Annotated in this window: 25 protein-coding genes; 10 read left to right on the top strand and 15 right to left on the bottom strand. The window is 61.3% G+C overall.

Annotated features, from left to right (window positions below; all coding sequences use genetic code 11):
* Nucleotides 1-24: 24 nt before the first annotated feature.
* From ACQKKX_RS17310 to ACQKKX_RS17295, 4 genes are read left to right on the top strand one after another with little or no spacing between them, the layout of a single operon-like run.
* Nucleotides 25-1509, top strand: a complete 1485-nt coding sequence (locus ACQKKX_RS17310; RefSeq protein WP_427572381.1) for an FAD-dependent oxidoreductase — start codon at nt 25-27, stop codon at nt 1507-1509.
* A 53-nt stretch (nt 1510-1562) separates the two neighbouring features.
* Entirely contained in the window at nt 1563-2456 is an 894-nt protein-coding gene (locus ACQKKX_RS17305; RefSeq protein WP_427572380.1) for a glycosyltransferase family 2 protein, read from the top strand.
* The gene (locus tag ACQKKX_RS17300; protein WP_427572378.1) at nt 2446-3456 is read left to right on the top strand and encodes an ATP-grasp domain-containing protein; all 1011 of its coding nucleotides are present in this window, start codon (nt 2446-2448) and stop codon (nt 3454-3456) included. Before ACQKKX_RS17305 ends, ACQKKX_RS17300 begins: the two co-directional genes overlap by 11 nt.
* Complete coding sequence (locus ACQKKX_RS17295; protein WP_427572376.1) at nt 3453-4169, top strand: class I SAM-dependent methyltransferase; 717 nt, start codon at nt 3453-3455, stop codon at nt 4167-4169. The genes ACQKKX_RS17300 and ACQKKX_RS17295 overlap by 4 nt, the downstream gene beginning before the upstream one ends.
* Nucleotides 4170-4231: 62 nt before the next feature.
* On the opposite strand, the gene fliP is transcribed toward ACQKKX_RS17295, so the two are convergent.
* The 13 genes from fliP to flgF are packed head-to-tail and all read right to left on the bottom strand — an operon-like array spanning nt 4232 to nt 13140.
* A complete protein-coding gene (fliP, locus tag ACQKKX_RS17290; protein ID WP_427572374.1) occupies nt 4232-4969 on the bottom strand; it encodes a flagellar type III secretion system pore protein FliP in 738 nt (245 codons plus the stop codon).
* The gene (locus tag ACQKKX_RS17285; protein ID WP_427572372.1) at nt 4966-5484 is read right to left on the bottom strand and encodes a flagellar basal body-associated FliL family protein; all 519 of its coding nucleotides are present in this window, start codon (nt 5482-5484) and stop codon (nt 4966-4968) included. The genes fliP and ACQKKX_RS17285 overlap by 4 nt, the downstream gene beginning before the upstream one ends.
* A gap of 34 nt (nt 5485-5518) precedes the next feature.
* Nucleotides 5519-6238 (bottom strand): flagellar basal body L-ring protein FlgH, encoded by a 720-nt coding sequence (flgH, locus tag ACQKKX_RS17280; RefSeq protein ID WP_427572370.1) that lies wholly within the window; start codon nt 6236-6238, stop codon nt 5519-5521.
* Nucleotides 6235-6759 carry a MotE family protein gene (locus tag ACQKKX_RS17275; RefSeq protein WP_427572368.1) on the bottom strand — a complete coding sequence of 175 codons (525 nt, stop codon included), beginning with the start codon at nt 6757-6759 and terminating at the stop codon, nt 6235-6237. Before ACQKKX_RS17275 ends, flgH begins: the two co-directional genes overlap by 4 nt.
* Nucleotides 6760-6773: 14 nt before the next feature.
* A complete protein-coding gene (locus ACQKKX_RS17270; RefSeq protein WP_427572367.1) occupies nt 6774-7886 on the bottom strand; it encodes a flagellar basal body P-ring protein FlgI in 1113 nt (370 codons plus the stop codon).
* A gap of 2 nt (nt 7887-7888) precedes the next feature.
* Nucleotides 7889-8395 carry a flagellar basal body P-ring formation chaperone FlgA gene (gene flgA / locus ACQKKX_RS17265; protein WP_427572365.1) on the bottom strand — a complete coding sequence of 169 codons (507 nt, stop codon included), beginning with the start codon at nt 8393-8395 and terminating at the stop codon, nt 7889-7891.
* 20 nt (nt 8396-8415) lie between these two features.
* Nucleotides 8416-9204, bottom strand: a complete 789-nt coding sequence (gene flgG, locus ACQKKX_RS17260) for a flagellar basal-body rod protein FlgG (RefSeq protein WP_427572363.1) — start codon at nt 9202-9204, stop codon at nt 8416-8418.
* A 22-nt stretch (nt 9205-9226) separates the two neighbouring features.
* The gene (locus tag ACQKKX_RS17255) at nt 9227-9565 is read right to left on the bottom strand and encodes a flagellar hook-basal body complex protein FliE (RefSeq protein WP_427572362.1); all 339 of its coding nucleotides are present in this window, start codon (nt 9563-9565) and stop codon (nt 9227-9229) included.
* On the bottom strand, nt 9562-9981 hold the full coding sequence (gene flgC, locus ACQKKX_RS17250; RefSeq protein WP_427572360.1) for a flagellar basal body rod protein FlgC: 420 nt from the start codon (nt 9979-9981) through the stop codon (nt 9562-9564). The genes ACQKKX_RS17255 and flgC overlap by 4 nt, the downstream gene beginning before the upstream one ends.
* A gap of 4 nt (nt 9982-9985) precedes the next feature.
* The gene (flgB, locus tag ACQKKX_RS17245) at nt 9986-10372 is read right to left on the bottom strand and encodes a flagellar basal body rod protein FlgB (RefSeq protein ID WP_427572358.1); all 387 of its coding nucleotides are present in this window, start codon (nt 10370-10372) and stop codon (nt 9986-9988) included.
* 53 nt (nt 10373-10425) lie between these two features.
* A complete protein-coding gene (locus ACQKKX_RS17240) occupies nt 10426-11004 on the bottom strand; it encodes a flagellar protein (protein WP_427572357.1) in 579 nt (192 codons plus the stop codon).
* 3 nt (nt 11005-11007) lie between these two features.
* Nucleotides 11008-12390 carry a flagellar protein export ATPase FliI gene (gene fliI / locus ACQKKX_RS17235; RefSeq protein ID WP_427572355.1) on the bottom strand — a complete coding sequence of 461 codons (1383 nt, stop codon included), beginning with the start codon at nt 12388-12390 and terminating at the stop codon, nt 11008-11010.
* A gap of 15 nt (nt 12391-12405) precedes the next feature.
* Complete coding sequence (flgF, locus tag ACQKKX_RS17230; protein WP_427572354.1) at nt 12406-13140, bottom strand: flagellar basal-body rod protein FlgF; 735 nt, start codon at nt 13138-13140, stop codon at nt 12406-12408.
* Nucleotides 13141-13384: 244 nt separating this feature from the next.
* Between flgF and motA the strand changes: the two genes are divergently transcribed.
* The 6 genes from motA (at nt 13385) to ACQKKX_RS17200 (ending at nt 18779) form a co-directional block, all read left to right on the top strand.
* The gene (gene motA, locus ACQKKX_RS17225) at nt 13385-14260 is read left to right on the top strand and encodes a flagellar motor stator protein MotA (RefSeq protein ID WP_427572352.1); all 876 of its coding nucleotides are present in this window, start codon (nt 13385-13387) and stop codon (nt 14258-14260) included.
* A 3-nt stretch (nt 14261-14263) separates the two neighbouring features.
* Entirely contained in the window at nt 14264-15235 is a 972-nt protein-coding gene (locus tag ACQKKX_RS17220; RefSeq protein ID WP_427572350.1) for a FliM/FliN family flagellar motor switch protein, read from the top strand.
* A 76-nt stretch (nt 15236-15311) separates the two neighbouring features.
* Nucleotides 15312-15968 carry a flagellar motor switch protein FliN gene (gene fliN, locus ACQKKX_RS17215; RefSeq protein ID WP_427572348.1) on the top strand — a complete coding sequence of 219 codons (657 nt, stop codon included), beginning with the start codon at nt 15312-15314 and terminating at the stop codon, nt 15966-15968.
* Between the two features lie 30 nt (nt 15969-15998).
* Entirely contained in the window at nt 15999-17063 is a 1065-nt protein-coding gene (gene fliG, locus ACQKKX_RS17210) for a flagellar motor switch protein FliG (RefSeq protein ID WP_427572346.1), read from the top strand.
* A 193-nt stretch (nt 17064-17256) separates the two neighbouring features.
* On the top strand, nt 17257-18345 hold the full coding sequence (gene flhB, locus ACQKKX_RS17205) for a flagellar biosynthesis protein FlhB (protein ID WP_427572344.1): 1089 nt from the start codon (nt 17257-17259) through the stop codon (nt 18343-18345).
* Nucleotides 18342-18779 (top strand): hypothetical protein, encoded by a 438-nt coding sequence (locus tag ACQKKX_RS17200; protein ID WP_427572342.1) that lies wholly within the window; start codon nt 18342-18344, stop codon nt 18777-18779. Before flhB ends, ACQKKX_RS17200 begins: the two co-directional genes overlap by 4 nt.
* 62 nt (nt 18780-18841) lie before the next feature.
* Here ACQKKX_RS17200 and visR read toward each other — a convergent pair whose 3' ends face one another.
* The gene (visR, locus tag ACQKKX_RS17195; RefSeq protein ID WP_427572341.1) at nt 18842-19588 is read right to left on the bottom strand and encodes a transcriptional regulator VisR; all 747 of its coding nucleotides are present in this window, start codon (nt 19586-19588) and stop codon (nt 18842-18844) included.
* A 14-nt stretch (nt 19589-19602) separates the two neighbouring features.
* Nucleotides 19603-20340 (bottom strand): transcriptional regulator VisN, encoded by a 738-nt coding sequence (gene visN, locus ACQKKX_RS17190; protein ID WP_427572340.1) that lies wholly within the window; start codon nt 20338-20340, stop codon nt 19603-19605.
* Nucleotides 20341-20372: the final 32 nt, after the last annotated feature.

The raw sequence follows: 20372 nt of genomic DNA, 5'->3' as shown, positions 1-20372 counted from the left end.
GCACATAGTTTGGGTACACCGCCTATGACGAGCGCCCACCCCCCTGCATCCCTCCTGAAAGGCCTGGAAGAGCGTCTGGCGGACGATCTGCTGTGGCTGAACATGCCGGCCAAAAGCTGGATTCCGCCGCGCCAGGTGGATGGCCGCGACGTGCTCGATGTGGCGGTCGTCGGCGCAGGCCTGTGTGGCCTGACGACCCTGTTCGCGCTTCGCCGTGCAGCGATCCTGAATGTCGCCTGTTTCGACCGCGCCCCACAAGGTGCCGAAGGACCGTGGCTGACCTATGCGCGCATGCCGGTTCTACGCACCCGCAAGGAATCGCAGGGGCTGGCACTGGGCGTTCCCTCGCTGACATTCCGCGCCTGGTTCGAGGCGCAATTCGGCCGACAGGCCTTCATCGACATGCCCGCAATTCCACGCGACATGTGGATGGCCTACATGGTCTGGTATCGCAACGTCCTGGATCTGCCCGTCGAGAACGACACCGATGTGTGCAACATCAGACTGACGTCCGACGGGCTGGTCGAGTTCGACGCGGTGACGGCTGGAAAAAGCCGCACCCTGCTTGCACGCAGGCTTGTTCTGGCAACCGGTATCGACGGCATGGGCGGGGCGGCCTTGCCGCTGATCGCTCGGTCGGTTCCAGCCGCTTATATTGCCCATGCCAGCGATGATATCGACATTGAAGGGCTGCGCGGCAAACGCGTCGCGGTGGTCGGCCTTGCAGCCTCGGCCCTCGACAACGCGGCCGCGGCGCTGGAAGCCGGTGCTGCGCGAGTCGACATTTTCGCACGGCGCCCGAGCTTTCCGCGCGTCGACAAGTTTTCCGGCATTGCCGGGCCGGGAATGATCCATGGCTATGTCGATCTTCCCGACGCGGTCAAATGGCAACTGAGCGTTGCTGGCGAACGCAATGCCGTACCACCGCCGCGCCACAGCGTGCTGCGCGTCTCGGCGCATGCCAATGCGCATTTCCATTTCGGCAGCCCCGTACAGGCGCTGAAGGAAACCGGTGGAGCCATCGAGATCGTTACCCCGAAAGGCCGGTATGGCGCCGACCTGGTGATCTTCGCCACCGGCTTTCGCGTCGATCACACGAAAGCGCCCGAACTCGCGGCCCTGTCGGACAGGATCGCCATGTGGCAGGACCACTTTCGGCCCGAGCCGGAATGGGAACGGCAGGATCTCGGTCGATATCCCTATCTCGGCCGGCATTTCCAGTTCCTGCCGAAACCGGGCCGGGAAGTGACGGATGCGGCGATCTCCCACATTCACTGCTTCACTTTCCCTGCGGTCATGTCGCATGGCAAGATCACCAGCGGCGTTCCATCGGTCGGCGAAGGAGCGTCCCGCCTCGTTGAGGGCCTGGCAAGCTCGCTGTTCGTCGAGGATCGCGATCGCCATCTCGAAGCTTTTCACGGATTTAGCCGACCCTCGCTCAGTGGTGACGAGTGGACGGATGCCGATGCCGCCGTCGCCCCATCAAGGGAAACCCCGCTCGTCGCCTGAGAGCCACCATCACGTCCGCAACGAACCGCCACAGAATGATCGGAACGGCCAAGATGCCCCGCGTTTCCATCTGCATACCGACCTACAAGCCGGACTTCTTCGAATTGGCACTGCGCAGCGCGCTTGCCCAGAGTTACGAGGATTGCGAGATCATCGTCTCGGACGACTGCCCGACCGATGCCATCGAGCGCATCTGCGCGCGCTATGCCGAAAAGGTCTCCTACAGCCGCAATCCCAAACCCAGCCAGATCAACAATATCATCCGGCTCGCCACGATCGCCAATGGCGAATACATCAAGTTTCTCTTCGATGACGACGTGCTCAATCCCTTTTGCGTGCAGTTTCTGCTGGAGGCGCTGGAGGGCAGCCGGGCGCACGGAACCGTCATGGCCTTCTCGCCGCGCTATTTCATCAACGAGCACAGCCGCGTCACGCGGCTGGTCAACTATTTCAAGGTCGAGAACGACGCCAAGATCATTAGCGGTCGCGACTATATTCGCCTGACCGCCATCAACCACGTCAATCTGGTGGGCGAATATACCACTGCTCTCTTCCGCAAGAAGGACTGCTTCGACGACAGTGGCACCTTCTGTCTCTACCGGCTGACCGACGGATATTTCGCCGGTACGCTTGATCTTTCAGGTTGGGTCGAACTCGCGCAGCGCGGCGCCTTCGTCGCCCATCCGCATCCCCTCTCCTATTTCAGGCAGCACGGCAACTCGTCTTCCAACCACACGATCAGCAAGACCTTTATCCACGTCATCCGCTATCCGGGCGTCATCCTCGAGTTTGCGAAGAACAACGGCTACCTGTCGGAGAGCGACATTCCGCTCGCGTATACCAACCTGCTGCGGGAATACCGCTACTGGGCGCCGCATTATCCCGAACTCAACCCGCTGATCGACGAGATCAACGCGATGCTTACCGGCACGCCCGATGCCGGCTGACCCCAGGGACATGGACCATTCACCGGCAAGCTCGGCCGCACCGAACGTGCTGGTGACAGCGATCGGCTCTTTATCTGCGGAACCGGTCATCGCCTCGCTGCGGCGTTTCGGCGTCGGCCGGATCGTCGGATGCGACATCCATCCGCAAGCCTGGCTGGCCAGTGCCGCTGGCGTTGATGCCTTTTTGCAGGTGCCGCTCGCGGCGTCCGAGCCCGATCTCTATTTGCAGGTGCTTGGCGACCTATGCAGCCGTCATGCCATATCGCATCTGATACCCCTGACGGATGTCGAGGTCGATCTGTTCGCCCGCAGGGCGGCGGCGCTTCCGCGCGGCGTCACCATCTGCGCGCCGCTCGATCGCGCGGCGCTGCTGCGCGACAAATACGCCTGGCAGCAGGTCTTGCGGCAGAGCTTTCCCGACCATGTCATTCCGACCGCCACCTTTTCGGAAGCGATCGCCGGTGCACTGGCCTTTCCGCTGATCGGCAAGCCGCGAAACGGTCGCAGCATGCAGGGCTTCGTGAAGGTCCCGGCCTTGGCGGACCTTTCGGCGATCGGCAGCACGATCGATCGCGACAGCTACATCTTCCAGCCGCTCCTGACATCCGCGGTCTTCGTCGTTGACGTTCTTCGCGACAGGCACATATCGAAGACGGTCACAGTGGGGCGCAGGGAACTGACCCGCACGGCCAACGGCGCGGGGCTGGCGGTTCAGCTCGAACCCTCGGCTGAACTGGGACGGATCGCCACCGAGCTGGCCGATGCGCTGGATATTCACGGATGCATCAATTTCGAGTTCATGCGCGCTGACGACCGCTATCTATTAATGGACATCAATCCGCGGTTCTCTGCCGGTGTCGGGGTCTCGGCCGAGGCCGGATACGACATGGTGCAGAACTGCCTGAAACTTCACATGGGCCTGCCGACGGGAGAACAGATCTCCTACGCGGAAACGATCTTCTCGCGCAGGATCGGCACGTTCGAACGCATAGGTGAATGACGATGACGAATGCACTGGCGGATGGCCTGAAGGAAGACCACGAGTGGGACCGGACCTGGACGGATGTGTTTAACCAGTACCAGCGTGACCTGCGGCATGCGCATTACATCCATGCCTTCTGCCGGCCGCAGGACAGGGTCCTGGAGATCGCCGCCGGCAGTTTTCGCGATGTGGCCATGCTGAACAGGCTCGGCATCGACTGCCACGGCATGGATTATTCCGGCGAAGCGGTCAGCCGCACGATCGGCGAATATCCCGACCTCAAGGACAAGGCGACCAAGATGGACGCTTTCGCTCTGACCTATGGCGACAAGGCCTTCGATGTCAGCTATCACAATGGTTTCTGGGGCCTGTTCGGCGACGAAGACATGGCCCGGCTGGCACGCGAACAGGCGACAGTGTCGCGCCGCCTGATGATCGCCACCGTCCACAACGGTCACAATGCTGATTTCGTCGATTATTTTGCCCGCGTCTCGCAGACCGACCCGCTGTACCGCATCCGCTTCTTCACCGTCGATGAGATCACCGACATCATGAAGACGGTTGCCCGCAATGTCACGGTCATCCCGGTCGGCAAGGGCAAGAAGTCGCATGAGGACGAGCTGATCAACCGCGGCAAGACCGATCCGGCGATCTTGAAGCGCTATTTCGATCGCTGCGGCCATAAATTCCTGGAGCAGAGCGAAAGGCTGCTGTGCATCGGCGAACTGTGACCGGGACATGAAAACGGCGGCACCCGGCCGCCGTATTTTGTCCAGGAACCGGAACCCGGGGCTCAGTTGAACGAGCGCACCAGACTGCCAACCAACAAATTCCAGCCATCGATCAGCACGAAGAACAATATCTTGAAGGGCAGCGAGATCGAGGTCGGCGGCAGCATCATCATGCCCATCGACATGGTGATGGCGGCGACGATCATGTCGATGACCAGAAACGGCAGGATGATCAGGAAACCGATTTCGAAGCCGCGGCGGATTTCCGACAGCATGAAGGCCGGCACCAGCACCCGGTAATCGATCAGTTCCGGCGTGCCCACCGACTGGCCACGCTCGCGGGCGATATCGACGAACAGCGAGAGATCCTTGTCGCGCGTGTTGGCGCTCATGAACACCCGAAACGGTTCGGCAATGCGCGGCAATGCTTCGGCTTCGGTGATCTGGTTCGACAACATCGGCTGTACGCCCTCGTTCCAGGCGCGGTCGAAGGTCGGCGACATGACGTAGAAGGTCATGAACATCGCCATCGATACCAGCACCATGTTGGGCGGTGCCGTGCCCATGCCCATGCCGGAGCGCAGGATGGAAAAGGCGATGACGAAGCGCGGAAAGCTCGTCACCATGATCATGATGCCGGGAGCGATGGAAAGGACGGTCAGCAGGCCGAATGTGCGGATAATCCACGAGGCTGCGGAACCGTCGGTCGGCAGATTGAGAAGATCTGCCGGCGACTGCTGTGCATGGGCCAAGCCCGGTGCCGCGACAAGGACGGCAAGCAGTACGAGAAGTCGAATCATTCAATCACGAAGGTTCTGAACATTACCTTCGATACGCGCCCTTTCGCGCGCAGGTCAACACGCTCCTGGAGGTCATCCCGAAGATATTGGAAGCCGCGCGGGCCCTCGATCTGCTGCAGCGAAACGGTGCGCAGATAGGCGAGGATATCCTGGTGGATTTCCTGGGCGAGCGGCGTGTCGGTCGGACCCCGGAACATCAGCGCTACTTCCAGCCGCACCCAGTTGTCCGAAGGATAGGCGAGATTGGTGGTGATCGGGTCAAGCAGCACGATGCCGTTGGCCTCGGTCGAGATCGGCTGGATGCCGGCATCCTTCGCATCGCCCTTGCCGTGGCCTGCGGCTGCCGCAGGCTCGGCCGCGGCAGCCGGCGTTTCGGGCACGGGCGGCGCGATCATGCCGCCCAGCACCCAGCCGCCACCGGCCGCAACCAGCGTGACGACGGCCACGCCGGCAATCGTCATCAACAGGCCGCCCTTCTTCTTGGCAGCGCCGTCTTCCGGGGTCGTTTCGTCCATAGCCATATTCCCTTACCCGATCCCCCTGGCGCGATCAGAACGGCGAATAGAGGTCGACGACCTGCTGGCCGATCGGCGGCTGCTGCACTTCCATCAGACGGCCGCGGCCGCCGTAGGAGATGCGGGCTTCGGCGATCTTGTCGTAGGAGATCTTGTTGTCGGCATCGACATCCTTGGGACGTGCGATACCGGCAACGTTGAGGATACGGATCTCGTGGTTGACGCGCACTTCCTGCGAACCGCTGATCAGGAGGTTGCCGTTTTCAAGAACGCCGGTCACGACGGCGGCGACCAGAAGCGTCAGCTTTTCGGCGCGCTTGGTCGAGCCCTTGCCCTTGCTCGACGAGTCGGAATCGGTGCCGAGATCGCCGGACGTGCCGGTATCGGTGTTGAAGCCGAGGATGTTCTTGACGTTGGCACCCCAGGTGAGGCTGGTCGAATTGGTACGACTGCGGTCGGTTTCATTGTCGAAATCGGCCTTGTCGTTGATCTGGATGTCGACGGTCAGGATGTCGCCGATATTGAGGGCGCGCGCATCCTTGAAGAGGGCAGCCTGGTTGTCGCTCCACAGCGAATAGCCGCTTGCCATCTGGCGCGGCTGTTTTGGATAGGACGACATCTGCGGCGCCTGCGCATATTGCAGACCGCTGCCGATCGGGCTCATCGCCGGGGCATTGCCGATCTCCTTCAGCGTCTGGTTCTGGCAACCCGCCAGAAACAGCGCGGCCATCACGGCGGAAGCACGCTTCATCATGTACGGTCCTTCGAAGTCTTGGGGTCTGACGCGCTGGCGATGATCGTCGAGATCATGCCCGCCTTTTGCGGGTCCATCTCGGCAAGGATCAGGCCCGACTGGCGCGGGGGCAATTTCATGATGATCGCCGCGGCGACCTCCATCTTCATTTCCGCAAGCTGCGGCGCCGCGGCATCCGGCTTCATCGTCTTGAAGATGTCGACGAGACCGACCTCGGCACTCTTCAGGAAATCGTTGCGGCGCTTGAGCCATTCCTCGTATTCCGCACGGCGGGTTTCGAGCGTGGCGATGCGGGTATCGACATCCGACTGCAGCTTTTCCAGTTCCTGCTTTTGCAGAAGATAGCGCTGGTCGCGGGCCGGATCGGCGATATTGGTGCAGAAACGCTGGATATCGTCGGCCGTGGTCGGCGCGATCTGATCGGCGGCCTGCTGCGCATTGACTTGCGGCACGGCGGCGAGAACCACGCCAGCGACCAGGAGCCTGCGAACGGTCGATGCGGAAATCGTGATCGTGAACATCGCTTGTCTCTCCGTCATTGCAGCACGAGTTCGGCCTGAAGGGCGCCGGCGGACTTGATGCCCTGCAGGATGGCGATGATACCGTCCGGCTTGACGCCGATATTGTTGAGGCCGGCGACCAGCGTGCGCAGGTCGGGACCATTGAGAATGGCAACCTGGCCGCCATCCTTCATGGCCATGATGTCGGTCTGCGGCTGTACGGCGGTCACGCCATCGGAAAACGGTTCCGGCTGGACGATCTGCGGCGTTTCCGAAACCTGAACGGTGAGCGTGCCATAACTGACCGCGACGCGTGACACTTTCACATCCGCGCCGATGACGATCGTGCCGGTGCGCTCGTTGATGACAACCTTGGCCGGGGTATCGGTCTGCACGACCAGGTTTTCGATCTCGGCCATCAGCCGCGTCAGATCCGCCGAGCGCGGCTTGGAGATGATGATCTCCTGGCTGTCGCGGGCTTCCGCGACAGGGCCGCCGTAGCGCTGCGAGGCAAACATGTTGACGGCATCGGCCATGCGCTGCGCAGTCGAGAAGTCGGGGTTGCGCAATTGCAGCACGAGATTGACCCCATCCTTGAACTTGGAGGGCAATTCGCGCTCGATGATGGCGCCGTTCGGCACGCGGCCGGATGTTGTGACGCCTTCGGTAAGCGTCGCGGCCGCACCTTGCGCCTGAAAGCCGGAGACCACGACCGCCCCTTGCGCAACCGCATAGATCTGGCCATCGGCGCCCGACAGCGAGGTCATGACCAGCGTTCCGCCGCGCAGCGAGGTGGCGTCGCCCAGCGACGAGACATTGACGTCGATGCGGCTGCCGGGGCTGGCAAACGGCGGCAGGTTGGCTGTGACCATGACGGCCGCCAGGTTTTTCGCGCTCGACTGGCCGCCTTGCGTCGAAATGCCAAGATTTTGCAGCATGGCGCGCATCGACTGTTCGGTGAACGGCGAGGAGCGCAGGCTGTCGCCGGAGCCCTGAAGGCCGACGACGAGACCGTAGCCGATCAGCTGGTTTTCACGACCGGCCTGCAGCGAAGCGATATCCTTGATGCGGGCCGCATCGGCAAAGGCCGGCTGCACCGGTGCGATGAGCGTCGCGACTGCGAGGGAAAGGGCAAGGAGACGTTTCATGATCATTTCGCCATCACCTGCACGGTGCCGTCGGCCATGACGGTGCCGCTGACGGACAGGCCGGAATCGATGTTGCGGACACGGATGACATCGCCGACCGAGCCGTTCTGCAAGGGCGATCCGGAGGCCGAGATCACCATGTTGCCGATGCCGAAGGTCAGACGAACACTGGCGCCGCGCTTGACGAGATAGGGCACGCGCAGCGAGGACACGAGAATGGTGCGGCCGGGCAGAAGCGTGCGGTTGGTGATCATCCCCGTCACCTCGTCCACGGAGCGTGCAAAATCGCCCGCGAGATTGGGGTTGGTCACCTCGACCACGTTGAGGGAACCGGGCTCGATTTCCTCGCCCGGATAGATGATCCGCGTCGGCACGACGGCCATGCCCATATTGGCGCCCATGTCGGCTGCAGCCGGCGAGGCCAGACTTGCAGCGAGAAGCGACAGAAGGGCAAGGACGGTCTTTCGACCGGTCCCTGCTGCATTTTCGTGTGTCCGGCGAAACATCATGTCTGCCCTGCCTTTTGGGTTTACTTGAGGTTCTTACTGACGATCGAGGCCATTTCGTCGGCTGTCGTGATGACCTTGGAATTCATTTCGTAAGCGCGCTGCGCCGAGATCAGGTCGGTGATTTCCTTGACCGCATCGACGTTGGACGATTCGAGATAGCCCTGGCGCAGATAGCCGTAACCCGGGTCTTCCGGAGCCGCGATGACCGCTTCGCCCGATGCCGGCGTTTCGGCATAAAGGTTGTCGCCAAGCGGCTTCAGGCCGGCTTCGTTGGCGAAGTTCGCCATGGTGAGCTGGCCGACCTCGGTATATTCGGTCGCGTTGCCGATGCGCACGCTCACCTGACCGGTACGGCTGATGACGGTTTCGGTGACATCGGCCGGAAAGGTGATGTTCGGCACGACCTGGTAGCCTTCGATGGTGACCAGCTGGCCCTCGGCATTCTGGTTGAAGGCACCGGCGCGGGTATACATCGTGCCGCCATCCGGCGACTGCACCTGGAAGAAACCACGACCGACAATCGCGAGATCGAGGTTGTTTTCCGTATGCGTCAGCTGACCCTGCTCATGGATATAGCGAACGGCCGCCGTCTGCACGCCGAGACCCACGTTCGCGCCTTCCGGCACGATCGCCTGGTTGGCGCGGTTGGGCACGCCCTGGGCGCGTTCGGTTTGATAGAGAAGATCGGAAAACTCCGCACGGCCGCGCTTGAAGCCGGTCGTGTTGATGTTGGCGATGTTGTGGGCGATGACCTCGAGATTGGTCTGCTGGGCATCCATGCCCGTCGCTGCAACGGAAAGTGCTCTCATCGGTAAAATTCCCTATCCGCTACTAGATCTGCATCTTTGAAATATCGAGGTAGGCCGAGATCAGCTTGTCGCGCAGCGCGATTGCGGTCTGCAGCGACTGATTGGCTTCCATGACGGCATCGACGACTTCACGCGTATTGGCCTTGCCCTGGATCGCTTCGAAAGACTTGGTTTCGGCCGTCTTGAGCGTTTCCATGGCGTTATTGGCGACACTGCCCAGCACGCTTGCGAAGCTGACGCCGGCGTTTTCGACCGGCTTCTGGGTCTGGCCGAGCAGCGAGGTCGTGTTCTCGTCCGACGAAATGGAGCCGATGCCGCGGGACAGCGAAAGCGAACTGACGTTCTTGATTGCGTCGATCATTGCGAGCCCTTGAGAAGTTCGAGCGTGGAGGAAACGATGTCGCGCGTCTGCTTGATCATCTGGAGATTGGCGTCATAGCTGCGGTTGGCTTCGCGCATGTCGGCCATTTCGATGAGCATGTTGACGTTCGGCATCTTGACCATGCCCTTGGCGTCGGCGGCCGGATGGCTCGGATCGTATTCCTGGGCGAAATCGCCGCGATCGACGCCAAGCTTCTTGACCGCAACCAGTTCCGTGCCGGCAGCCTTGTCCATCTCGGCGCCGAAGGTGATGGTCTTGCGGCGATAGGGATCGGCGCCGGGCGTATCGCCCGTGGTGCGTGCGTTGGCGATGTTTTCCGAAACGATGCGAAGTCGGGTGGCCTGGGCCTCCATCCCCGACCCTGCGATCTTCGAAGCGGCTGAAAGCGGATCCATTTACTTACCTCTTCACAGTCAAGAGCATCATGCTGTTGAACGACTGCACCAGATTGGAGCTGAGCTCGTACTGGCGCTTGATTTCACCCGCCTTCGACAGCTCCTTGGAGAGCGCGACGGTGTTGCCGGATTCCTGAATGCCGATCTCGTCGTTGAGCGCGGCGTCCTCGACCTTGACGTTGTTGCTGAGAGCGCTGTCGCCGAAATGGGCGGCATTGGTGCGCGCCATGCGCATCGACGTATTGTCCATCACGGCGTCGAAGGATGCGACATCCTTGGCGCGGTACTGCGGCGTGTTGGCGTTGGCGATGTTGGTCGCAACGACTTCCTGGCGCACAGACAACCACTCGGCCTGCCTGGATGCCAGCGCGAATAATTGAATGGGTTGCATAGGCTTCTCTCCATCTTGTGGCTGAAGCCTATGTTAGCAATCTTGCGTCAGACTTACGGACGCGACGTTCCCTCGTTGGAATAGATCTCGCCGGCCGAGGTGACGATCACCCATTTGCCGTCCCGCTGTTCGAGCGTGGCAAGCCGGCTGTTGTCGGGCAGGATCGAGCCCACCCGCACCATGTACATGCCGGCAGCGTCCTCGATCAGCGCACGGCCATTCGACACATGCATCAGGCGAAAGCCGCCGCGGCCGGGAAGCGGCTGGTCTTCCAGCAGATCCTGCGGCGGCGCCTGACGGATGGCGCCGACCGAAGAGGTGGTGGCGGTGGTGATGGCATCGATCGGATCGACCGGCGGTTTGGGCTGCTCTGTCTTGTTGCTGTTGGCCATGGCGAGCGGCGAAACGCTGAAGACATTGGTCACATGGCCGGGCGGCAGGTCGCGGGTGTGGTCCATCGGCGCCACCTTGATGCCGAACTTGTCCTCGTTCAAAAACACGTACCACGGAAAGAAGGCGGACGCGCCTGCAAGCACGATGCCTATGGTCAGCACCAGATGATCGGAAAGTTTTGATTTCTGCCTTGCGGTCCGGATCGGCTTGACCGGAACATCTTCGTCGTCTTCGATCACGGTTTATCCTCTCGGTCGCTGCTGCGGCGCCATGCCGGCGCGAAGGGCATTGGCAAGGTCGCCATAGGCATCGGTACTGGCCGGGTCCGACGGCGTCTGTTTCAGGACGTCGTAGATGATCGGCACCTGCTTGATCGCCATGTCGAGATCGGGATCGCTGCCGGCGCGGTAGCCGCCGATCAGGCGCAGGTCGCGGGTTTCCTCGAAACGGTGGATCAGCGATTTCAGCCGCGCCACCAGCTTTTCCTGGTCGCCGCTCCAGGCCTTGCGGGCAAGACGCGAGATCGAGGACAGCGGGTTGATGGGCGGATAGCGCCCCTCCTCCGCCAGGCTGCGTTCGAGCACGATGTGCCCGTCGAGAATACCGCGCGCCGAATCGGCGATCGGGTCGTTGTGATTGTCGCCATCGACGAGGATGGAGATGATCGCAGTGATCGTGCCGGTGCCTTCGGGGCCTGGGCCGGAGCGTTCCAGAAGGCGCGGCAGTTCGGTAAAGACCGAGGCCGGGTAGCCACGCGCCACCGGCGGTTCGCCGGCGGCGACTGCCACCTCGCGGATCGCATGAGCGAAACGGGTGACGCTGTCGGCGATGAACAGAACGTTCTCGCCCTTGTCGCGAAAGTGCTCGGCGATGGTGATGGCAACGAGCGGTGCCATCTTGCGCAGCATCGGGCTTTCGTCGGAGGTGGCGACGACGGCGATCGATTTCGCCATATTGTCGCCGAGCGTGTCCTCGATGAATTCGCGCACTTCGCGTCCACGTTCGCCGACCAGCGCGATCACCACCTTGTCGAAGGCATCGGCGCGGGCGAGCATGGACAGAAGCGTCGACTTGCCGACGCCGGAACCGGCAAAGATGCCGAGGCGCTGGCCGAGGCACAGCGGCGAAAAGATATCGATGGCGCGCACGCCGGTCGTGAAACCGGTTTCGACGCGCTTGCGCGTCATCGAGGGCGGCGCGGTATTGGCGATCGATCGGCGTTCCAGACCGGACGACAGCGGTCCGCGATTGTCGATCGGCTCACACAGCGAATTGATGGTGCGACCGCACCAGCTATCGTCCGGGGCGACGCGGAAGGCGCCCTTCTGGATGACCACGTCGCCGATGCCGATCGGTTCGCCCGGCTCGATCGGGCAGACATAGATGAGATCCGGCTCGACGCGGACGACTTCACCCAAATGGATGCCGGTGGCGCTGCGATGGCCGACGAATTCGCCGAGCCGCACATGCCGGGAAAGACCGCTGACCGTATAATGGCCGGCGGCGATGGTGCGCACGCGCCCACCATGGGCGACGGAATGTTCCGGCGCGGCGTGGCGTTTGGCAAGCCCGGCGAGATGGGCCAGACGGCCCGAAGCCAGGGTGGCGGCAATGATGGTTTCCATGCCTTGCATGATCCTTTAGCGCGAGCCGCCCAGTGTCTTGATCGCTTCGGCAAGCGAGGTTTCGCTGTCGCGCATCAGCGACGCGATGCCTTCGAAGGCGCGGTTGACCTGAATGAGTTCGGTCATCTGGCCGATGCCGTTGACGTTGGATTCCTCGACATATCCCTGCACCACGGCGGTGCTGATCGTATCGACGATCGGCTGCGGTGCTTCGGTCGGGATCACGCCCGAGTTCTCGTAGCGCAGGTAGCCCTTGGAGATATCGGCGCTAAAGACGCCGATCTGGGAAACGCGGATGCCGTCCTGCAGGATGCCGCCATCAGCGCCGACCTGCGGCGGACCACCGGCCCGGTTGAGCTGGATCGGCGCGCCGCCGGCATCGAGAACCGGGAAGCCCCGCGACGACACGAGCTCGCCGGTTTCCTTCATGGTGAAGCGACCGTCGCGGGTGAGAACCTGGCCGGCCGGCGTATCGAGCGCGAACCAGCCATCGCCCTTGATGGCGAAATCAAGCGAATTGCCGCTGGCTTCCATGGCGCCGCTGCGGGTGGAAAGATAGTCGTTGCCCTGGGTGACGAAGGCGACCTTGGCGTTGATATCGTTGCGGGTCTTGCTCATGACCTCGTCGAATTTCACTTCCGTGGCACGGAAACCGACAGTGTTCATGTTCGCCATGTTGTCGGCGATCGTGTTGAGCCGGCGCTCAAGCGCGATCTGTGAGGAAATGCCGACATACAGTCCGGATTGCATATGGTCTGCCTCCGTTTCGGGGAATAGGGCGAGGAGCATGTCCAGGGCTGTGACATCGCAAGGAGGCCGCCGCGGCATGCTGTTGCGGGCGGGGATTCCGACCGATCGTGTGCGGAAACTAGGCGCGAAGACTTGTGCGAAACTGTCTCGGATATGGGCAGCGAAACGTCAGCTACAGCCAGCCTCACGCAAGCCAGAACCCGTATCCAGTCGGCACGAAAAAACGATCGGGCATAGACACGCGATGACTATTATTATCGGATTTGTGATCACCGTCGGCTGCATTATCGGCGGCTTCATGGCGATGGGCGGGCATGTGGACGCTCTTTTCCAGCCGTTCGAGCTGGTGATCATCGGCGGGGCGGGTGTCGGCGCCTTCATCATGGGCAACCCGCTGAAGGTCGTGAAGGATTCCGGCAAGGCAATGGCCGAAGCCTTCAAATACGCGGTGCCGAAGGAACGGCATTATCTCGACGTGCTCGGCGTTCTCTATTCGCTGATGCGCGACCTGCGCACCAAGTCGCGCAACGAGATCGAGGCCCATATCGACAATCCCGACGAATCCCCGATCTTCCAGGCGGCTCCGACCGTTCTCAAGAACAAGGAACTGACGTCCTTCATCTGCGACTACGTTCGTCTCATCATCATCGGCAATGCCCGCAGCCACGAAATCGAGGCGCTGATGGATGAAGAAATCGAAACGATGATGCATGACAAGATGAAGCCGTATCACTCGATCGTTGCGATCGGCGACAGCTTTCCGGCGATCGGCATCATCGCCGCCGTTCTCGGCGTCATCAAGGCCATGGCCAAGATCAACGAATCCCCGGAAGTGCTCGGCGGCCTGATCGGCGCCGCTCTCGTCGGCACCATGCTCGGCATCTTCCTCTCCTACTGCCTGGTCAACCCGCTCACCTCGCAGATCAAGATCGTGCGCGGCAAGCAGCACCGTCTCTACATCATCGTCAAGCAGACCCTGCTCGCCTACATGAACGGCTCGGTGCCACAGGTCGCGCTCGAATACGGTCGCAAGACCATCTCCAACTACGAGCGCCCGTCGATCGACAGCGTCGAGCAGGAGATGATGAACCCGGGCGGTGGCGCCGAGAGGGCGGCCTAAGCCATGAGCGACACGAACCTCTCCGAAACGCCCGCCGTGGCGCCCGCTACCGCTCCTGCAATGGATCCCTCCCTGCTTGCCAAGCTGACCGGCGGGCTGGGCGACCGCCAGACGGTGGAGCGCATCTGCGGCGATTTTGGTCAGCTTTATACCGGCTTTCTCCCGGACGTGTTTCACGCCGAAACCGGTATCGCCATCCAGATCGGCTATGTCGGCTGCGAAAGCGGCCTGATGACAGAACTGGTCGCCGATCTGGGCGACACGTTTTCCTTCGTCAACGGCGGCCTGCGCAACTGGTGCCCGAATTTCGTTCTCGCCTGCGGCAATGCCTTCGTCATTTCGTTGATGGAGCTGATGCTGGGCGGTGAGGAGGAAACCATCGAACAGCCGGCAGAGCGGCCTCTTTCCGAGATCGAACTCGACCTTGCCGCGATGGTGTTCGAGAGGATCGGCAGTGTGCTGCGTTCCGGCGTCAATGCCGAGGGTGGGTTCGAGCCGATGCTGGAGCCGCCGCACAATGCCGACGACCGGGCAAAACACGAGCCGGAGGCCCGCACCGATTTCGGCGCCGTCGTCCGCCTGTCGATCGAAATGGGCAAGGTCAAGTCAGAGCTTGCGCTGGTCATTCCGCAGCGCGCCCTGTTGAGGACGCGGGTCGAACTGCCCAGGCCGAGCGGACAGATTGCCCGCAGCAAGCAGGAATGGAGCGACCGCATCAGCGAGCAGGTACGCCGCTCGCAGGTGACGCTCGAAGCCCGCATCCGGCTGGAAAAGCTCACCCTGTCGACGATCTCGCGTCTCGCCGCCGGCGATGTCATCGGGTTCGAGGACAAGGGCGACGTTTCCGTCCAGGTCAGCGCCAACGGCAAGGACATGTATCTGTGCGAATTTGGCCGCGCCGGCGAGCGCTACACGGTGCGCGTCAAGGACAATATCGGCAGCGAACAGGATATCATCAAGCATCTGGCAGGATGATCGTCGATCACCTGCAACACATGAAATCATGCCCTTGGGCAGGCTGACGCAAGTTTCATAAGGAATAATGTTTTCCATGGCTAAGAAAACGACCCCCATTAACCAGAGTGATGCGCTGTCTGCGGTCGGCAACGAGGCTGATCTCGACCAGGCGATCGACGATCTGCGCGGCGTCCTGAAAGCTGATGCCAGCGGCGAGACGCCGGCCTTCGATGCCGAATTCGGCGCGGGCACGAGCGATTTCGATCTCGACGCGCAGTTCGGCGGCGGCGGTCTCGACACCACTGCGGACTTCGGCGCGGCTGATGCCGGCACTTCGGATTTCGGCACTTCGGATTTTGGCGGCACCGACTTCGGCGGTTCCGACCTTGGCGGCGGCGATTTCGGCGGCGGCGCAAGCTTTGGCGGTTCGGATTTTGCAGGTGCCGATTTCGGCGGCTCTGCCGGTACGGCTTCGTCTGCTCCGGGCAGCGCGCTCAATGCCAATCTCGACCTGATCATGGATATCCCGATCAATCTCGAGATCGTGCTTGGCACCAGCCGCATGCAGGTTTCAGGTCTGATGAACCTGGAAGAAGGCGCGACCATCGCGCTCGACAAGAAGATCGGCGAGCCGGTGGAAATCACCGTGAACGGCCGGCGCATCGCAAAGGGCGAAATTACCGTCCTGGAAAACGACGATACGCGCTTCGGCGTGAAACTGACGGAAGTTTTGAGCACCAAAGCAATCTGATCCCGATGTAGGGACAGTGAGGTTAAGACCATGATGGACTTCGAGGATTTCGGTGGAGGCGCTGTAGCCGGTTCACCCCTGTCCCAGGCTGAGAAAGCTGCTGCGGTGCTGCTTGCCATGGGCAAGGGCGTCGCCGGCAAGCTCTTGAAATATTTCACCCAGGCAGAGCTGCAGACGATCATTGCCTCGGCCCAGAACCTGCGTGAAATTCCGCCGGACGAACTGCTGACGCTGGTCAACGAGTTCGAGGACCTGTTCACGGAAGGTGCGGGTCTGATGGACAATGCCAAGGCCATCGAAAGCATTCTCGAAGAAGGCCTGACCCCCGAGGAAGTCGATGGCCTGCTTGGCCGTCGCACCGCCTTTGAAGCCTATCAGACATCGATCTGGGATCAGCTGCAGGATGCGGAGCCGGCTTTCGTTGGCAAGTTCCTCAGCCGCGAGCATCCTCAGACGATCGCCTATATCCTGTCGATGATCCCTTCGGCCTTCGGCGCCAAGCTTCTGCTGGAAATGCCGGAAAGCCGCCGGGCCGACATCATGAACCGGACCGTCAACATGAAGGACGTCAGCCCGAAGGCTGCCCAGATCATCGAAAACCGGGTGCTGGATCTCGTCTCCAAGATCGACGCCGAGCGCAATTCCAACGGCGCCAACAAGGTGGCCGAACTGATGAACGAGCTCGAGAAGCCGCAGGTCGATACGCTGCTCAATTCGCTCGAGACGATGAACAAGGCCTCGGTCAACAAGGTTCGCCCGAAAATCTTCCTGTTCGAGGATCTTCTGGCCATGCCGCAGCGCAGCCGCGTCCTGCTGCTCAACGACATTGCCGGCGACATCATCACCATGGCGCTGCGTGGCGCCTCGATGGAGATCAAGGAAGCCGTGCTTTCGGCGATCAGCCCGCGCCAGCGTCGCATGATCGAATCCGACCTTGCGGCAACCAATACGGTGATCAACCCGCGCGAGGTGGCGATTGCCCGCCGCGCCGTGGCGCAGGAGGCCATCCGGCTTGCAGCCAGCGGCCAGATCCAGCTCAAGGATCCGGACGCCGCCGTCGAACAGCCTGCCGAGGACGCCGCGGAAGCCGCCTGATCCCTTCCCCGATCCCTCCCTTGCCCCCCTTGCGGAGCGAACAGATTGAGAGCCGGCGATGTCGATCGCCGGCTTTTTGTTGTGCATGCTCTGCCGCGAACCCCGAGTGCTTGCGGGCCCCAACTGCGCAAGGCCGCCTGATGCGATAGAATGCCCCGATCAGGCCGAGCGATTCGCAACAGGGACGTGGTTTATGTCCGACGAAGACAAAGACAGTAAAACAGAAGACCCGACAGCGAAAAAGCTGAGCGACGCTGCCCTCAAGGGCAACGTCGCCATGTCGCGCGAGATCACGCTGTTTGCCTCGTCGCTCGCCTTTTACGTCTATCTCGTGTTTTTCCTGCCCGGGGCGATCGCCTCGCTGACCGAGCGTTTGAAGGATATTTTCGAGCAACCGGATCGATGGCCGCTGGAAAATGCGACCGACGTGGTGTCGATCGGCAGTCGCATTGGCTGGGACATGGCCGGCTTTCTGGCGCCCGCGATGATCCTGATGATCGTTTTCGGCCTTGCCTCGTCCTTCGCCCAGAACCTTCCCTCCTTCGTGCTGGAGCGCATCCGGCCGCAGGCGGAACGCATCTCGGTCTCGAAGGGCTTTTCGCGCATCTACAGCGTCGCCGGCCTGGTGGAATTCGGCAAATCGCTCTTCAAGCTGCTGGTCGTCTCGGCGATCTTCTATGTCGTCCTGCATCGCGATTTCATGGGATCGCTGGACATCATGTTTTCCGATCCGGCCAATATTCTCGTGAAGCTGGAAACGACGACCAAGAAGATGATGGTCATCGTTTTGATGGCGACGGCGACGCTTGCGGTGGCGGATTTCTTCTGGACCAAACACCAGTGGTTCACCAACCTGAAGATGACCAAGCAGGAAATCAAGGACGAGCACAAGCAGTCGCAGGGCGATCCGATGGTCAAGGCGCGACAGCGTTCGGTGATGCGCAGCCGCGCCCGCCAGCGGATGATCCAGAACATTCCGCGCGCAACACTGGTGATCGCCAACCCGACGCATTACGCGATCGCCCTGCGTTACGTGCGCGAGGAAAACGACGCACCCGTCATCGTCGCCAAGGGGCAGGACCTTGTTGCCTTGAAAATCAGGCAGATAGCGGAGGAGAACAACATTCCGGTGTTCGACGATCCACCGCTGGCGCGCTCCATGTTTGCGCAAGTCTCGGTAGATAGTGTGATTCCATCAGCTTTTTACAAGGCTGTGGCGGAACTCATACACCGGGTTTACGCCGCCCGGTCGCCCAAACAACGGACACGCCAACCGCAATGAAAAAATGTAACTTCTCTCAAGAACGCGAAGAGATCCTGGCCTATGCAATCGCACCGGTGGCATCGGAGTTACGATTACTGGATGCCGGCGATCTGATCGCACTGTTGCGACTTGAACGCTACACCAGCGTGGCGGATCTGGTGTCCTCGGCGGCGGAACTGTATTTCCATCCCGGCACGGTCAATTTCGGTTCGGGTGGGGATTACCGTCTGGAATGGAGCGGCGGGCCGGAAATCACGCTCGATCTGGAAATCAAGCCCAAGGGCGTGTCCGTCTATGCGCGCCTCATGCTGGCTGATCAGCAGGCCGCGGTCGAGATCGACCATATCGCCTTCCAGAACCCATCGGAGGATCCCGACGAGAACACCCGCTTCCTGGCGCACAGCCTGGCAGAATCCAAGTTCGCGATCAGCCGCCAGGCCGAAGCGGCCTGAGACACAATCGCCTTACGACGAGGGCCGCAGCGCGCGATCGCGCTGCGGCCCTTGTCGTTTCGTCAGTGGATATAACCGAGGCGGATCGCCTTGGCGATGGCCTGGATGCGATTGACCGAATCGAGCTTGATCGTGGCCGAGCCGAGATAGGCGTTGACCGTATGGACGGAAAGGCCAAGCTTGTCGGCAATTTCCTCGCTGATCTGGCCGTCGCCGGCCAGTTGCAGGCAAGCGATTTCACGATCGCTCAGGGTTTCGGACGGTACTGCACGCTTCTCTTCGAGCGCCAATAGATCGACCATGATCTGGCAGCTGCGCACATGCTGGTCGACGATGATGTCGCTGGTAACATCGAGCGTGTTGGAGAAGAACGCCACATAGCCATTGCCGACTGCGCCCAGACGGACCGGAAAGGCGATGCCGCCAAACGGCACGCAAACCTGCTCCAGCCGCTTGATCATCGGGGCGAATTCGTTGGTATCGACGCGGGTGGCAAGCTCCGTTCCTTCCCATACGACGGGCAGCAACGAAAAATCGATGTGCTGGAGAAACAGTTCGCCGCAGGCGTCGATCAGCCTGTTGCCGTTTTCGAGCCCGGACGCGCCCCAGTTTTCGAGCTCGCAGACCAGCTTGCGCTTGTTCGGCAAGCCGGCGCCGGCAATCCTGAATACCGCGAAATTGCGCGCGTTGAGGTTCTTTTGCATCGAGACCAGCTTGGGAAACAGGTCCGACCGGCTGGAGGCCCGCTGAACGCGGACATATTGAAAGCCGGTACCGATATCGGACACGTGTTCGCGCGAATAAGCCATTTCAGGTGCCGGCCCTATACGAGGTTGTTACGAACAGCATAAGCAATGGCTTCCGAGCGCGTCTTGGTCGCCGTCTTGCGCATGACGCTGGTGATGTAATTGTTGATCGTGTTGCGCGAAATGCCGAGGATCATGGCAATCTCGTCGCTGGTCTTGCCTTCCGCGATCCAGAACAGACATTCCAGCTCGCGTTCGGTCAGTTCGAAATCACGTTCGACCTTGGCGCCTATGCCGGCGCCCAGGCTCAACGAATAGGCGGCCATCAGGCCGACTTCTCGTAGGCGTTCCTGCGACAGGATGATGCCCTCCAGAAACAGCAGCATCAGCGAAAACCGCGTGCGGCCGGCACAGAAGGTCAGCGAGCAATATTGCCGGCTTAACTCCTGCGGCGTCGTCACCTCGTCGGGCAAAAGCGCGAATTGCGGCGTCAGGCTCGACAGGCATTTTTCAAGTTCCGTCGACTTGGCATAGCCGCGCGCCAACTCCGCGCCCAGACGACGCACCAGATCGAAAGGCCAGTTCGAGGCCACGATGAAATCGAGACCCTGGTCCTGAATGAGGTCGTAGCGCGCCAGCAAAAAATGCGATGCGCCGACATATTCGCACAAAATGCGCATCGTCGCCGGGACATTGCTTGCCGCCGACGTGATCGCCAAACGGCGAATGATTTGGTCGCGCAATGCCGTGCGCGGTGGTATCGACTCCAGAAAAGGCCGACCCTCAGATTTGCTTTCTGCCCCCAGAAGCTCCATTTCGAATTTCTCCCCAACAGGGATAAGCGTTC

It is taken from the genome of Neorhizobium sp. NPDC001467 (genome assembly GCF_050275975.1).
Classification (GTDB): Bacteria; Pseudomonadota; Alphaproteobacteria; order Rhizobiales; family Rhizobiaceae; genus Neorhizobium.
This window is presented reverse-complemented; position numbering and strand designations above follow the sequence as displayed.